A 15,123-nucleotide genomic window follows, 5' to 3' on the forward strand; every position below is an offset into this window, starting at 1 on the left:
GTAGTGATGTCACCCGCCGGTAAGAAAATAATTATTATTTTAGGTAATCAACCACTAATTGCGTCATTGCATTTACGCCAAGCTGTAAAGCTTTTTCGTCTGCAAAAAAGTGTGGTGAATGGTTACTTGGTGCTGTAACTGCATCTTGACCTTTTGGTGTGACACCTAAGAAAAAGAACATGCCTGGTGTTTCTAAGGCGTAGTAACTAAAGTCTTCAGCACCTGTGATAAGTGGTGTTGTGATCAGGTTTTCTTTACCAACTACACCAGCAAGTGTTGGTGTCATTTTCTTGGTTAATTTAACATCGTTCACTGTTACTGGGTAACCATGGTCAATGTGAACATGGGCTTCTGCGCCACTTGATTCAGCTACCATCTCAGCGGTTTTAGCTAAACGTTTTTTAATGTCAGCACGCATTTCTTGGTCAAAGGTACGGATTGTGCCAACCATTTCAACTTGATCAGGGATGATGTTGTTACGCACACCGCCATTAATGGCACCAAATGAAACCACCGAAGGCGCTTTGGTTACATCAACTTGGCGTGAGGAAATAGTTTGTGTTGCCATAATAATTTGTGATGACGCCACAATTGGGTCAACCCCATTCCAAGGGCGTGAGCCGTGAGTTTGGCGACCTTTTACTGTGATTGTAAATTTGTCGGCGCTGGCCATTAGCGGCCCTTCACGAAAACCAATTTGTCCGGTATTAAGAGAGCTGGTTACGTGTAAACCAAATACGGCTTCTGGCTTTTCTTTAAATAAGCCTTCTTTAAGCATAAGCTCAGCACCACCTTCTTCGCCATCTGGTGCACCTTCTTCAGCAGGTTGGAAGACAAACAGAATATCACCCGCGAGCTCTTCTTTAATTTTTACTAAAGACTCAGCGGCTGCCATTAAAATAGCCACATGGTTATCATGACCACAGGCATGCATTACGCCAACGGTATTACCTTTGTACTCTGTTGTTTGAGTTGACGCGAAAGGTAAGTCTACTTGCTCTTTAACAGGGAGTGCATCCATATCTGCACGCAGCGCAATAAGCGGACCTTTTTTGCCCCCTTTAAGTTTGGCAACCACACCGGTATGTGCCACACCTGTTTGAACCTCAAGGCCTAGAGAACGTAAATGCTTAGCAACGTATTTAGCTGTTTCAAACTCACGGTTACTAAGCTCTGGGTTTTGATGCAAATGACGGCGCCATTTAATGACTTTTTCGCTGACGCTTTTATTTGCAGATTTAAGTTCAGAATTAATATCACTAGCAAATGCAGGGGTAGAAATAGCACTGAGAAGTAGGCTGGTCGAAAGTAGTTTGTTTAACATCCCGTATCCTTTTATTATTTGGATATCCAAACAACCTGTGAAACGCTGAATTCTGCATTTTGAGATGGCTTGGATATATGCACACTAATCCAATGTAAAGGATAAACACTTGAATGAACAAGACCTTTCGGTAATTAACCAAGACAAATGGTTTAAAAATCGCACACAAATATTTAGGGACAAGCTAGTAAAAAATGCTAAATTAATCACCTTAAATGCGGGTGATGCATTGTTTTTGCGTGGTGATGAAAATACCGGTCTGTATTGTGTTATTAATGGCGTGCTTAGAGTTTCTGGGGTTAATAGCCAAGGCAAAGAAGCGGTGCTCAGTTTTGTAACCAGTGCAATGTGGTTTGGTGAAGTGGCTCTGTTTGATGGTGGTCAACGCACCCACGATGTGTATGCTCAAACTGCGGTACGACTTTTACACGTACCTGAGCGGGCATTAACTCAGTTATTACAAGAGCATCCCGCTTATTGGCATGACTTTGGGCTGCTGCTTACCAATAAAGTGCGAAACCTGTTTGACTCATTAGAAGATCACGCACTCCTTACAGCAAAGCAAAAGGTGAGTAAGCGGTTATGCATGCTTTTTCAATCGTCACACCAAAGCTGTTTGCCGCTTACCCAGCAACAACTTGCCGATATGACCTATTTAACACGGCAAACCATTAACCAAATATTACAATCCCTGCAAGCTGACTCAATTATTAACCTTAAATATCAATCGATTGAAATTGTTGATATCGATAAATTGCAATCTCAATGCTAGCTTGGAACTAAAATTGCTACAAAGTTAAAATCAAGCTTAAATGGAAGACAACTTGTGGCAATTACATTTCATAATCAATATAACCCTTATCACGCTTCGGCTGCTGCTAAGCTGTCGCAAACGGCTCGCACTGAGGGTGTGAAAGCCATGCATACGCCAGCATCTTCAGCACAACAACTTTTACAAAAGCAGCCTGAGTCCAGCTCTTTTTTAGCACAAGCTCAAGAAGCTTTGGTTTATCAGCGGCTCGGGGTTGATAAAGAGAAAATTGATGAAATAAAAGCGCAAATAGAGAAGCTTGCTGAACAAATGCAACAACAAGGTGCCGATACTAAAGCACTGCAAGAAAAAATGAATGAGCTGCAAGCGATGCTCGATGAAGAGTATCAAAAAGGTCGCGAACGCATGGGTATGCGACCAGAAGCTGAAAAAGGCAAAGTTATTGATGCGCTGGTTTAATGTGTGAGTTTAAGCTAGCAACTTTAAATGTCGGCTAGTTGACATTCTTGTTGGTGAATTTTCTGCTAATCTGAATTTTGAACACAGTTTTGGCAGGAAAAAAAAATGAAAACGTTAAAACAACAACTGACAAATTACGCCCTCTATCACCGTTCTAAACGCAATATTGTCACTCACTTTATCGGCATCCCACTAATTGTGTTTGCAATTATTTGTTTATTGCAACGCGTCACGCTTATCTCAGAGCCTGCTGTTATCTCCTTGGCAACCGTGGTAATTGCGCTCACCTGTCTTTATTACTTAATGCTTAGCTTATCTATGGGGTTAATTATGGCTGTATGCATAAGTTTGTTAAGCATTGCTGCTGAGCCTGTGGTGTCGCTTTCAACAGAGTTATGGCTAACTGTGAGCATTGGCAGTTTCGTTGTTGGTTGGGTGTTTCAGTTTATTGGTCACTATTTTGAAGGTAAAAAGCCAGCCTTTGTTGATGATTTAATTGGTTTGGTCATAGGGCCGTTATTTGTATTAGCAGAGTTTTTGATTATGCTTGGTTTTTATAAAGATATTGCTGATCATATCGAACAACATGCAGGGCCTAACAAAGCATAACAACAATAAAAAGGAACACACATGCAATTAAATGGTAAAACAGTTTGGGTTACTGGGGCATCTTCTGGAATTGGTGAGGCACTTTGTGAGCAATTGGCGGCAAAAGGGGCAACGCTAGTACTGTCTGCCCGTAATGAGGAAAAACTCAACGCTCTTAATACAAGACTCGGCGGTAATCATCATGTGGTCGCTCTTGATTTGGCAAAGCCCGAAGCCTTACTTGAAGATATGCCAGCAGTGATCGAGCGAATTGGCCGCATTGATGTGCTTATCAATAACGGTGGGGTGTCGCAGCGTAGTCTATTTTTAGAAAACGAATTTACGGTCTATCGCCAACTGATGGAAGTAAACTATTTTGGTTTAATTGCTTTAACTAAGGCGGTCGTACCACAGATGGTGAAGCAAGGTATGGGCATGGTGGTATCAATTAGCAGTGTAGCGGGTAAAGTCGGTTCAAAATTCAGAACTGGTTATTCGGGCTCTAAGTATGCAGTTGTGGGATTTATGGATTGCTTAAGAGCAGAACTAGCCGACAAAAATGTGAATTGCCTGACTATTTGCCCAGGTTCAATTAAAACAGCCATTGCGCATAATTCGTTAGATGGCCAAGGTAAACCGCAAAATAAGCCAGAGGAATCAATCGAAAACGGCATGGATGTGGCAAAAGCGGCTGCAAAAATGATTAAAGCCATAGAAGCTGAGAAAGATGAAGTTGTTATTGGTGAAGGAATAAGTGGTTTAGCACCGACTATCAAGCGTTTTTTCCCGGGCTTTTTTAATCGCCTTACAGCAAAAATGAATTACCGATAATCCATTGTCATTTGCCAGTGAATAATTCTCAGTAAACAATGCGCAGCTTGAGTTGCGCGTTTTTTGTACCGAACGGTCGGATTATTATCACTTTAATCGATAAAAGGCACTAGTTTGCTATGGTTAAACGGGGATGGATTAGCATACAATGGGGTAAAAGTAGTCCAAACAAGAGAGAACAACAATGGCCGCATTTGGTACTGTATTTATGCCACAAATGATCCAAGCACGTTTTGCTGATAACTCATGGAGTGAAAGCGCGCTGGTCCCATCTGATAAAATCGAATTACATGCGGGTGCTCACGTATTACATTACTCAAGCACCTGTTTTGAAGGATTAAAAGCTTTTCGTCACGAAGATGGCTCGGTCTATATCTTTCGTATGGATGCTAACATTGCGCGTATGAAACAAAGCTCTAAGTTACTTAACTTACCTGACTTTGACGAAAGCATGCTTGAGCAAATGATCAAAGACATTGTTAAAGAGTATGCAGACGAAACACCAGCACCGCCGGGTTCAATGTATATTCGCCCAACTCACATTGGTACAGAAGCGGCAATCGGTAAAGCGGCTGCACCGTCAATGAGTTCCTTGCTTTATGTATTACTTTCGCCAGTAGGTGATTATTTCTCAGGCGGTGCTACAGCATTACGTGTATTACTTGAAGAAGACGGCATGCGCTGCGCACCACACATGGGTATGGTTAAAAGTGGTGGTAACTACGCAAGTGCATTAGGTCCAATCTTAGAAGCTCGCTCAGAGCATCAAGCAGACCAAATTTTATTCTGCCCTGGTGGTGATGTACAAGAAACTGGTGCTGCAAACTTCATCCTAATTGATGGTGATGAGATCATCACAAAAGCACTTGATAGCACATTCTTACACGGTGTGACGCGTAATAGTATTTTAACGATTGCTAAAGATTTAGGTATGACAGTATCTGAGCGTAACTTTACAGTGTCTGAGTTACTAGAAAGAGCCGCTAAACCAGGTACTGAAGCTGCGTTATCAGGTACCGCTGCGGTACTTACCTCGGTTGGCACACTTATTCATAACGACCAAGAGTTTAAAGTGGGGTCGGGTGAACCAGGTGAGAAAGTTGCTAAATTACGCCAAGCATTGAATGATATTCAATGGGGTAAATCAGCAGATACTCATGGCTGGTTAACAAAAGTATAATCGCTGAGCAAATACATACTTTGAAGAGCCACGTTACTACGTGGCTTTTTTGTTTTTACATTGGTTTACAGCACTTCCTGTGTTTAACCGCAAATTACTAGACATTCTAATGCTTTAATTTTACTTTCATTTTATTAACAATAACTAAAAGTAAATTTATTATGATCAAGAAAACACTAGCATGTGCAATTGTTGTTGCATTGGCGGGCTGCGGTGAATCCACCCCAACAAAAACAGAACAAACAGTGAAAACTGCAGAGGTTAAAGCTGCTGTGAATTATCCAGAAACTAAAAAAGGCAATGTTGTTGACGAGTACTTCGGTGAGAAAGTAGCCGATCCATACCGTTGGTTAGAAGACGATATGAGCGACGAAACCGCACAATGGGTTAAAGCCGAAAATGACGTTACCTTTTCTTATCTAAAAAATATTCCGTATCGCGATGAGCTAAAAACTACCCTTGAAAAGCTGATGAACTACGAAAAAGTCACAGCGCCATTTAAAGAGGGTGAGTACACCTACTTTTATAAAAACGATGGTCTGCAAAATCAGTATGTAGTTTATCGTAAAAAAGGCGACTCAGAAGCTGAGGTGTTCTTAGATCCTAATACCTTCAGTAGTGACGGCACAACCTCAATGTCGGGCTTAACATTCACAGAAGACGGCACGCTAGCGGCTTATCAAATCTCTGAAGGCGGCAGTGACTGGCGTAAAATCATCATTATTGATACAGCGACTAAACAGCCGATTGAAGAAGCATTAGTCGATGTAAAATTCAGCGGTATCTCTTGGCTTGGCAACGAAGGGTTTTATTATTCGAGCTACGATAAGCCTAAGGGTAGTGAGCTGTCTGCAAAAACAGATCAACATAAAGTTTACTACCATAAGTTAGGCACGGCACAAGCAGATGATCAATTAGTTTATGGTGGCACAGAGGCTCAGAAACATCGTTATATTGGTGCTGATGTGACCCGTGATAATCGTTATTTAATTATTGCTGCAAGTACTTCAACATCAGGTAATAAACTGTTTATCAAAGATTTAACTAAGCCTGACAGCAAGCTAGTGACGATTTTAGATAACACTGACTCAGATACCTCAATTATTGATAATGACGGCTCGAAACTGTATTTGGTGACTAACTTAAACGCACCCAATATGCGTGTAGTAACAGTGGATGCTGCTGATCCAAGACCTGAAAATTGGCAAGATTTAATCCCTGAAACTGACAATGTACTTAGCATTTCGAAAGGCGGTGACTACTTCTTTGCTAAGTATATGGTTGATGCGATTTCGCAAGTAAAACAATACGATAAATCAGGTAAATTGGTGCGTGAGATTAGCCTGCCAGGTGTAGGTACTGCATATGGCTTTAGTGGCAAGCACGATGCACAAACACTGTATTACTCATTTACGAATTACACTACACCAGGCAATACCTACTCGTTTGATGTTGAGTCAGGAAAGTCTGATGTGTATCGCAAGTCGGGCGCTAAATTTAATAGTGAAGAATATATCTCTGAGCAAGTCTTCTATACATCAAAAGATGGCACCAAAGTTCCGATGATTATTTCGTACAAAAAAGGCACTGAGCTTAACGGTAAAAATCCGACTATTTTATATGGCTATGGTGGCTTTAACGTAAGTCTAACACCAAGTTATAGCCCTACAGTAGCGGCGTGGCTTGAGCACGGTGGCATCTATGCTGTTGCTAATATTCGTGGTGGTGGCGAATACGGTAAAGAATGGCATGTAAATGGTACACAGCTTAAGAAACAAAATGTATTTGATGACTTTATTGCTGCGGCTGAGTACTTAAACAAAAAACAATACAGCTCACCTGATTACCTAGCGGTACGTGGTGGCTCAAATGGTGGCTTATTAGTTGGTGCGGTTATGACACAGCGCCCTGAGCTATTTAAAGTTGCGCTTCCTGCTGTAGGTGTTTTAGATATGCTGCGTTACCACACCTTTACAGCCGGTGCTGGTTGGGCGTATGACTACGGTACGAGTGAACAAAGTAAAGAAATGTTTGATTACTTAAAAGGCTACTCACCAGTTCACAATGTAAAAGAAGGTGTTAGCTACCCTGCAACCTTAGTGACAACAGGGGATCATGATGACCGTGTGGTGCCTGCGCATTCATTTAAGTTTGCAGCAGAGCTACAAGAAAAAGGTGCGAAACAAAATCCGTATCTTATTCGCATTGAAACAAATGCAGGTCATGGTGCAGGAACACCAACAAGTAAGATCATCGATCAATACGCTGATATCTATGGTTTTACCCTATACAACATGGGTGTTAAATCGCTATAGGATATTACTTAACTAAAATGAAAACGCCGAGCTAAGCTCGGCGTTTTTGTATCGAATAATCGAGATGTTTATAAATCGATACCCAGCGCGAAAATCATTTTGTAATCTTCTTTTTCTGGTACTACACCGTTTTCATCGGCAATGGGGTCGGCAAGGTAATCCCAAACTAATGACACATCAAAATCAATATCATCAGTGATCTCAAATTCAAACGCAGCCATCGCATATTGAGAGTCACCGCCAGCATCACTGTTTGCAGTTAGGTAACGATAATTTAATGAAAAATCGATTTTCTTAGTGATCTCTAACTCATAATTTGTAGAAATAAACAAAGACATTGATGAGTTACTCTTATCTTCTCCAGCTGCTACAGTGTCAAATTGGGTTTTTTGATAAGCAGGTCCCGCTGTAAAATCCCATTCTGTTTTGTCGGTATCTATCACATAATAACCAACACCGGCGCCGACAGTGTATTTATTGGCGATATTTTGGAACGGGTCACGATAGTATTCGAAGAAAATAGGGCGATAATACATTTTTTGTGTGTAAAACCAGTCAAATGTACCGTTAGCACGAATATTGTTTTTAGTAATTTGATCATCACTGGTAGTGCGATAGCCTAAAATCTCAGATAAAAATCGACTTGAAGCAGTACGGCGCTTTATGTCAGCTTTAATAGAATATTCAGTTTGGTCAGTATTTCCACGGGCCAAATCTGCACCCATGGATAACTTTACAGTCCATGCACTGAGTTCGCTTTCAACAGAGGGAGCAATTGAGACTAAATCGCGATAACGGTATTTAGCTTCTTGTTCGCCAACTTTTACATAACCGCCCGATATATTAAGTGTACCACTGAGCTCATTGCCATCGTTAAAGCGAACCGTATGATGGCGATCTGAAATAATCATATAGATATCTTCGCGATCAATCATTAATGTATCAAGAATGTCGCTGTCAAACTCAACTTCTTTATCGTACAAAGAGACAAGCTCGCCTTTGAGCCATTCGCCAGAATTAAGCCGTATCCAATCAAAGTGGGTGGCATCTTTAATTATTATGCCGCGCTCTTCGAGAAGCGGATCTGGAAGTGTTTCTGCGCTATAGCAAGCAAATGAACTTGCAACAGCTGCACTGATGAGCAGGTATTTTTTGAGCATTATTTCAATCCATGTTAAATAGAATGCATCTAAAGAAGTGCGATTATTTATTAATAACCTGCTTAATTTTAGAACACTATCAAATAGTGTTCAAAAATTACTTAAGCAGAGGGCAAAAACAACCGCTGATAGGTTTTGTAGGCGTATTCGTCACTCATTCCTGACAAATAATCACAGATTATGCGCATCGCATTATCGCCTTGTTGGTGCGCATTTAGCCACATTTCTTGCGTTGTTTCTGGTAATAAGCGCATTGGGTCGCTGGCAAAAGCACTAAATAATTCAATCAGCAGGTTTTGCCCTTTAAACTCCACTTGCTGCATCTTCGGCTCACGAATTAAGCGTTTAAAAACAAAATGTTTTAGCACGTTAAGAATTTCGGCAAATTCATCTGGAAGACTCACCGTGTACTGTAATATTTCAGATTCGAAATCTGCGTTTTGTACAACTAACTGAGCGTTAATAATAAAGGTGTTTACCAACTCACCAATGGCGTCTTTACGCTCATACTCGTGATGAGAAAAGAGTCTGGCGGTTATCGAGCTTAAATGAGTGGTTAGCCACGCAGAGTCAAGCTCTTGTAGTTGTACAAGGGCATGATTTTGCCAATCAGCCAACGTTAAAACCTCTGTTGCTATAGCGTCTTCTAAATCATGAACGGCATACGCAATATCGTCAGCTAATTCCATAATTGCTGAGTCTATCGATTTATAGTGGGTTTTGGCTCTAAATTCATCAACCTTATAATGACTGCTCAGCAGTGCTTTATCGTTATTAGACAGTGGCTCCATGATCCAGTCGAAAATATCTTTATCGTCGGTGTATAACCCCTTAGCTGGTCGCCAATGGTCAGCTTTAATAAAGCTACGCTGCTCGCTCAAAGGTGGAATGCTGTGCCACAAATCATCAATGAAGGCTGGGTATTTAATAAAACCTAACAAGGTGCGCCTGGTTAAGTTCATGCCATAGCCATTTGAATAGGGCTCAAGCTTAGAGACAATTCTAAGTGTTTGCGCGTTACCTTCAAAGCCACCATGATCGCGCATCATGTAATTTAATGCTATTTCACCACCATGACCAAAAGGAGGGTGGCCAATATCATGAGCAAGGCATAAGGTTTCGAGTAAACTACCGCTAGGAAAATTCGTAAATTCAGGGTGCTGCTTTTTCAAATGGCGTAATAAACCACTGCCAATTTGGGCAACTTCTAAAGAATGAGTAAGACGAGTTCTATAAAAATCATTTAAGCCAATACCCATAATCTGAGTTTTGGCCTGCAAACGCCTAAATGCTGCGGCGTGTATGATTCGAGAGCGGTCAACCTGCCAAGCTGAGCGGTTATCGTTTGGACGATATTTTTGTTGATTAATAATGCGAGCTTGCCAAGATTGGCACATAAAAATAACCTTCCTATTCCTTGTTTGCTTACTTTTCAGTATACGCAAGCGCTTGAAAATTGCGAGCAAACTACACTGTTACGTCAATAGTTTGTCCCTTTTATGGGTGGTTTTATAGTGCTGAATTCGCTAAAAATCATCTGCTTTGGTATACTTCGCCTTTGTGTGTGCGTGAGTTAACCGCACATGAGTAGTAGTTTATTTGAGAGAATACATGCTTAAGTACGTTTTTCGAGCTTTATTAACCGCTTTTTTTGCATGGGCGTTATTTTCGCCATTTATCGAAAAAGAAGTGACAGTTGAAGAATCTGAACAAACTCAGAGCACGCCTACCGGAACCCAGCGCGTAATCAAAAAAGAAAAACCATTACATAATGTAAAACTGCCTGACTTTGCAGCATTTACTGATGTAAAAGAGAAGAAACATGCTTTTTTTGATTTTATTCGCCCACATGTTGAGGCCGAAAATAAAAAAATTTTACAGCAGCGAGCTAAACTAGAAATTGCGCGCATGATGCTTGAGTACAATGAGCCGCTTACGAGCAAGCAAAAGTCAGATATTAAAAAAATTCTTACCAGCTACAAGTTGCCTAACACTATTGACACTTTATCGCTTACCCAAGCACTACGTCGAGTTGATATCATTCCTAAAGAGCTTGCGCTAATGCAAGCAGCAAATGAATCAGCATGGGGCACGTCACGCTTTGCACGGATTGGTTTAAACTTTTTCGGTCAATGGTGTTACAAAAAGGGTTGTGGCATGGTTCCTCGTCGCCGTGCTAACGAAGCGGCCCATGAAGTGACAGCATTTAAATCGGTACGTGCTGCTGTAAGCTCATATTTTAAAAATATTAATACCCATGCTGCGTATAAAGATTTACGATTAATTCGTGCCGATTTACGTCGCCAGCAAAAACCTATAGAAGCAACCAAGTTAACACAAGGTTTGTTATCATACTCTGAGCGCCGTGAAGCATATATTGATGAATTAAACACTATGATAAATCAAAATAGAGCTTACTTTGATGAATAAACTCCTTCCATGGTTAAAAGCAGCAACCATCGCGGTTGCGCTAAGCGCGGTTTCCTCTAAAGCCGCAGCAACTGAATTTGTTATTGCTTATGATGGCTTTTATGATCGTTTAAAAGTCGTGAATAAAGGTGAGTTTCAATACGCTCAAGTTAACTTTTATTTGTCTGATATTGCTAGTAACGAAGTATGCACTATTAAATCAGGTAAAATAATTACAGAAAAACAAGAGTTTGACTTAACTTATACAGATAAAGCTCAGTTACTTTTACCTTTTGATAAGCAATTAGATACAGATAAAGCTGTTATTGTTGTGCAACCAGAAAACCCTAAACATGAATGCCAATTAAAGTTACAGATTGAAGCGACTGATTTGGCAGATTTTGAACTTAGTAAAGCAAACTTATATACGTTAAATGAAGAGTTTGACGAGCTGTTATCTGATTTATCAGGCTTTTTTGTCAGCAAATTAATGTGGTTTTTGCTTCCTGAACAACAAGGTGTTGTACTTAAATTTAATGGTCAAGACGCTATCTCGGCAAATGGCGTTAGCTGTAAAGAGCAGCGTTGCTCAATAAAAGTAACAGACGACTGGCAAGACGATAACACAGTGTTAAACAGTCATGCTGAGCTTATCAGCGCCACACCTTGGATTGTTAAATAACGGACTATATATTGGCTAAAAGCGTTTAAACTTCGACAAAAGGGACCTTAATTAGGTCCTTTTTTCGTTGTGAAGCACAGATAGTTCTTATGTTTCTTTTTTCAAAAGTTTATCTCAGCATTTAGACGTATGAGCAAAATTGAAAATTCATCGTAGTTAGTACAATTACTATGACTGTTTCTTTGCTCTAAATTATTCCCTTGATTCATATTTTTCCTAACTATTTGTATTGCTGTGTATTTAAGGTTCAGTGTGTTTTGAAACATAGAAATAGTCGGAATGTATTAGTTTTCTCTGATTGTTTTTTATTATAGAAAAAAGACTTGATTGTATATTGCTAGCCTGATCTTTACTTAATTATTAAGTGCTAACTTTCTATTTTTAAATGAATTTTTAAGGAATGAAAATATAGATTTAGATCAAGTTACTTAGCTATAACTGGCTTAAAGTAAAACTATAAAGTTCTCAATATAGGTAGTTATAGTTTAATAGGAGTCGTTATGCAGACAGTCAATGTCGAACCTGTATCAGTAAAACAGCAGAATTTATCCGAACACAATGCTAAACAGGATGTGGTTTTTGATCTAGATGTTAAAAACCCAAGCTTAAAGTGGAATGCTGACGGTAAATACCCATATAAACGCAAAATGGACGTAGTTGAATACGAGCGCCATAAACACGAATTGCAAATCGAGCTTTTAAAAATGCAAGGCTGGGTAAAAGAGACCGAACAACAAATTGTGATTTTATTTGAAGGTCGAGATGCGGCAGGTAAAGGTGGCACTATAAAGCGTTTTATGGAGCATTTAAATCCTCGCGGGGCACACGTGGTAGCCTTAGAAAAGCCAACTACTAGAGAGCGAGAACAGTGGTACTTCCAGCGTTACATTAACCACTTACCTACTAAGGGTGAAATCATACTTTTCGATCGTTCTTGGTATAACCGAGCTGGTGTTGAGAAGGTAATGGGGTTTTGCGATGATCACGAATATTTGGAGTTTATGCGTCAAACACCTCAACTTGAGCGTATGTTGGTGAATAGCGGTATTAAGCTATTTAAATATTGGTTTTCGGTTAGTAGAGAAGAGCAATTTAGACGTTTTAAATCGCGCCAAAACGACCCACTCAAACAATGGAAGCTAAGCCCAGTTGATATGGCATCACTGGCTAAATGGCATGATTATAGTGATGCCAAAGATGCCATGATGTTTCATACCCATACTAAGGATGCACCTTGGACACAAATTCGATCTGACGATAAAAAGCGCGGGCGTATCAACTGTATGCGCCACTTCTTAAGTTGTTTAGATTACCCGGAGAAAGATCACGATGTAGTAAATTGTGTCGACTCGCTTATTGTTACCGAACCTACCCGCATGTCTATACGCCAGTGAAGGAGAATACTATGCAAAATTCACAGTCAGTATTTGAGAAACGTCTTGCTAAGCTCGAAAAAATTCTTGAAAAGAGTAAAAAAGAAGTGGCAAGAACCACTGAACTTGCAAAAGATGCAGCACTAAAAGCACAAGCAGCTGTAGAGTGTGCCAGCGAAGCTGAGAACCTAGCTGAAAATGCTAAAAAGCGCTTTAAAGCAGCAAAAAAGCAATTAAAAGAGGCTAAAGTGTTAAAAATTGCGCAGAAAAATGCGTCGAAAAAATCGGCTATAAAACGTGCCAAACGATTGGCAAAGAATAAAAAAGCTAAAACTAAAAGCGCTTAAAGTTAACAAAGGGCACATGGCTATTGTGCCCTTTGTTTTTATTAAGCGTATCGCTGGACATTTTCACGATTCTCGATATGCTAAATGTCAATCTTTCAGGGACTTAAAAGCATCTTAATGAAACCTTTAGCGTCTATTTTTGTTATTTTACTGCTATGTTCAGCGTGTAGTAGTCATTCACTTATCAACCAAGAAATGCAAACTAAGTTGCAAGGCTCATGGCAGTCTACAAATAGCCCAGTTTGTGAAGCTAATTTTCATACCGTAGCTTTCAAAAACAACACATTAGAAATTTCTTACGACGAACAGGGCTATATTTCTGAGTCTGAAGCGAGAAAAACCTTCGTTTATAATATTCTCTCAGCAGAGAAAAATTTAGTCCGTGTGCAGCTTGAAAATGAAACTCGCTTAGATAATAAGGGCAAGCCAGTAGTTTGGCATCTAAAACCACTTAGAAATGATAAGTATTGCTGGGGTAGAGATGACTGGCCTGATCTTGCTTGTACAGCTTCCCGTTATAAATGCACAGTAAGCAATTAAGATGATCTCAAAAGAAGTCGCTAGAATTGTGCGTGTTGATCATGCAGGTGAATTTGGGGCGATAAGCATTTATAAGGCTCAGTTATTTGTCGCTAAGTTTTTATATCAAGATATCTCTGTACAGCTTAAAGAAATGCTAAATCATGAAATCGAGCATTTCAAAACTTTTGATTGTTGGTTAAAGGAACATAAAGTACGGCATTGCCACGCAATCTGGTTTTGGTCTTTGGGTGGTTATTGTTTAGGTTTGATTACTGCTTTATTTGGCCGTAAAGCAATTTGGGTGTGTACAGAAGCCGTTGAATCAACGGTTATTCATCATCTAGAATGGCAATTAAGCTATTTAGAGAAAAATAATAAAAGCGCATATCAAACGGTACTAAGCATTCAACAAGATGAAATTGAACACCAGAACCTAGGTAAAGTGAATGGTTCAAGTTCGCTTTATTATTCACCAATCAGATTAGTCGTTAAGCACTCCACTAAATTTGCTATTTGGCTTTCGACTAAGTTGTAAAACTAAAAAATAAGGATAATTAAATGAGAGTTTGTTTGCTGATTTTGTTTTCGTTGCCATTTATCGTGTGTTCGGCTCAGTCTGAGCCAAATGCAGAATTAGAATTTGAACGGTTCTATAATGCATTGAAAATGGATGAAATCTTCAATGGCCTTGGTGGTAATGTAGAGGTCGATACAAAGCAAATATTAGCAGATACACTAAAAGATTTACCTGAAAGTCAAAAGCAATTGTTGATAAATGCGATGGGGACATCGGTATTGGCAGAGCCAACAGACATGAGTGCCGCCAAGATGGCTTTTAAGCTTAAAATTCTTAGTTTATTATCACCACAAGAGCTTAAAATAGCAGCAGATTTTTATTCAACAAATATTAGTTTAAAAGCGCATAGAGCCATAATCGAGGCGGAAGTAGCTGCTTCGAACGTTTTAGATTAATTGTTGTTTCATATAAATTATTTAGTAAATCCAGAAAACACTACTTAACCTGTTATAAATATAAATAACCTGAATCCTTAACCTTCATTCCCAAAGCGCTTTGCTTTACGTGGTATCTCTACAAGAGAAGCGTTTTAATTATCCCACGCTAATCATTTCAACTCGCTCAAAAAGTCCGTATAATCCACG

The 15,123-nt window shown here is 39.7% G+C and carries 15 protein-coding genes and 1 pseudogene; 13 read left to right on the forward strand and 3 right to left on the reverse strand.

What is annotated here, in order from left to right:
- Positions 1 to 34: 34 nt before the first annotated feature.
- Positions 35 to 1,324 (reverse strand): amidohydrolase, encoded by a 1,290-nt coding sequence (locus tag CWC02_RS10785; protein ID WP_138618156.1) that lies wholly within the window; start codon positions 1,322 to 1,324, stop codon positions 35 to 37.
- Positions 1,325 to 1,433: 109 nt separating this feature from the next.
- On the opposite strand from CWC02_RS10785, the gene CWC02_RS10790 reads away from it, so the two are divergent.
- The 6 genes and pseudogenes from CWC02_RS10790 (at position 1,434) to CWC02_RS10815 (ending at position 7,469) form a co-directional block, all read left to right on the forward strand.
- On the forward strand, positions 1,434 to 2,096 hold the full coding sequence (locus CWC02_RS10790; RefSeq protein ID WP_138618158.1) for a Crp/Fnr family transcriptional regulator: 663 nt from the start codon (positions 1,434 to 1,436) through the stop codon (positions 2,094 to 2,096).
- Between the two features lie 54 nt (positions 2,097 to 2,150).
- The gene (locus CWC02_RS10795) at positions 2,151 to 2,555 is read left to right on the forward strand and encodes a V-type ATPase subunit a family protein (protein WP_249364097.1); all 405 of its coding nucleotides are present in this window, start codon (positions 2,151 to 2,153) and stop codon (positions 2,553 to 2,555) included.
- Positions 2,556 to 2,660: 105 nt separating this feature from the next.
- Complete coding sequence (locus tag CWC02_RS10800; RefSeq protein WP_138618162.1) at positions 2,661 to 3,164, forward strand: Mpo1 family 2-hydroxy fatty acid dioxygenase; 504 nt, start codon at positions 2,661 to 2,663, stop codon at positions 3,162 to 3,164.
- A 21-nt stretch (positions 3,165 to 3,185) separates the two neighbouring features.
- Complete coding sequence (locus CWC02_RS10805; RefSeq protein WP_054561314.1) at positions 3,186 to 3,974, forward strand: SDR family oxidoreductase; 789 nt, start codon at positions 3,186 to 3,188, stop codon at positions 3,972 to 3,974.
- A gap of 178 nt (positions 3,975 to 4,152) precedes the next feature.
- Positions 4,153 to 5,154, forward strand: a pseudogene (locus CWC02_RS10810) (branched-chain amino acid aminotransferase); the annotation flags it as partial.
- Positions 5,155 to 5,315: 161 nt separating this feature from the next.
- The gene (locus CWC02_RS10815) at positions 5,316 to 7,469 is read left to right on the forward strand and encodes a prolyl oligopeptidase family serine peptidase (protein WP_138618164.1); all 2,154 of its coding nucleotides are present in this window, start codon (positions 5,316 to 5,318) and stop codon (positions 7,467 to 7,469) included.
- Between the two features lie 68 nt (positions 7,470 to 7,537).
- On the opposite strand, the gene CWC02_RS10820 is transcribed toward CWC02_RS10815, so the two are convergent.
- Together CWC02_RS10820 and CWC02_RS10825 are read right to left on the reverse strand one after the other, a co-directional pair.
- Positions 7,538 to 8,629: a DUF481 domain-containing protein gene (locus CWC02_RS10820; protein ID WP_138618166.1), complete on the reverse strand. Its 1,092-nt coding sequence runs from the start codon at positions 8,627 to 8,629 to the stop codon at positions 7,538 to 7,540.
- A gap of 101 nt (positions 8,630 to 8,730) precedes the next feature.
- The gene (locus tag CWC02_RS10825; RefSeq protein WP_138602443.1) at positions 8,731 to 10,026 is read right to left on the reverse strand and encodes an anti-phage deoxyguanosine triphosphatase; all 1,296 of its coding nucleotides are present in this window, start codon (positions 10,024 to 10,026) and stop codon (positions 8,731 to 8,733) included.
- Between the two features lie 214 nt (positions 10,027 to 10,240).
- On the opposite strand from CWC02_RS10825, the gene CWC02_RS10830 reads away from it, so the two are divergent.
- The 7 genes from CWC02_RS10830 to CWC02_RS10860 all read left to right on the forward strand — a co-directional run bounded on the left by CWC02_RS10830 (position 10,241) and on the right by CWC02_RS10860 (position 14,934).
- Positions 10,241 to 11,059: a glucosaminidase domain-containing protein gene (locus CWC02_RS10830; RefSeq protein WP_054553042.1), complete on the forward strand. Its 819-nt coding sequence runs from the start codon at positions 10,241 to 10,243 to the stop codon at positions 11,057 to 11,059.
- On the forward strand, positions 11,052 to 11,720 hold the full coding sequence (locus CWC02_RS10835; protein ID WP_138618169.1) for a DUF2987 domain-containing protein: 669 nt from the start codon (positions 11,052 to 11,054) through the stop codon (positions 11,718 to 11,720). The genes CWC02_RS10830 and CWC02_RS10835 overlap by 8 nt, the downstream gene beginning before the upstream one ends.
- 500 nt (positions 11,721 to 12,220) lie before the next feature.
- On the forward strand, positions 12,221 to 13,114 hold the full coding sequence (gene ppk2, locus CWC02_RS10840) for a polyphosphate kinase 2 (protein ID WP_138618171.1): 894 nt from the start codon (positions 12,221 to 12,223) through the stop codon (positions 13,112 to 13,114).
- An 11-nt stretch (positions 13,115 to 13,125) separates the two neighbouring features.
- A complete protein-coding gene (locus tag CWC02_RS10845; RefSeq protein ID WP_054553044.1) occupies positions 13,126 to 13,440 on the forward strand; it encodes a hypothetical protein in 315 nt (104 codons plus the stop codon).
- A 117-nt stretch (positions 13,441 to 13,557) separates the two neighbouring features.
- Complete coding sequence (locus tag CWC02_RS10850; protein ID WP_138618174.1) at positions 13,558 to 13,980, forward strand: hypothetical protein; 423 nt, start codon at positions 13,558 to 13,560, stop codon at positions 13,978 to 13,980.
- A 1-nt stretch (position 13,981) separates the two neighbouring features.
- On the forward strand, positions 13,982 to 14,497 hold the full coding sequence (locus CWC02_RS10855) for a demethoxyubiquinone hydroxylase family protein (RefSeq protein ID WP_138618177.1): 516 nt from the start codon (positions 13,982 to 13,984) through the stop codon (positions 14,495 to 14,497).
- Between the two features lie 23 nt (positions 14,498 to 14,520).
- Positions 14,521 to 14,934 (forward strand): hypothetical protein, encoded by a 414-nt coding sequence (locus CWC02_RS10860; RefSeq protein ID WP_138618180.1) that lies wholly within the window; start codon positions 14,521 to 14,523, stop codon positions 14,932 to 14,934.
- Positions 14,935 to 15,123 lie beyond the last annotated feature (189 nt).

The sequence above is a fragment of the Pseudoalteromonas sp. S2721 genome, assembly GCF_005887425.1.
Classification (GTDB): Bacteria; Pseudomonadota; Gammaproteobacteria; order Enterobacterales; family Alteromonadaceae; genus Pseudoalteromonas; species Pseudoalteromonas simplex.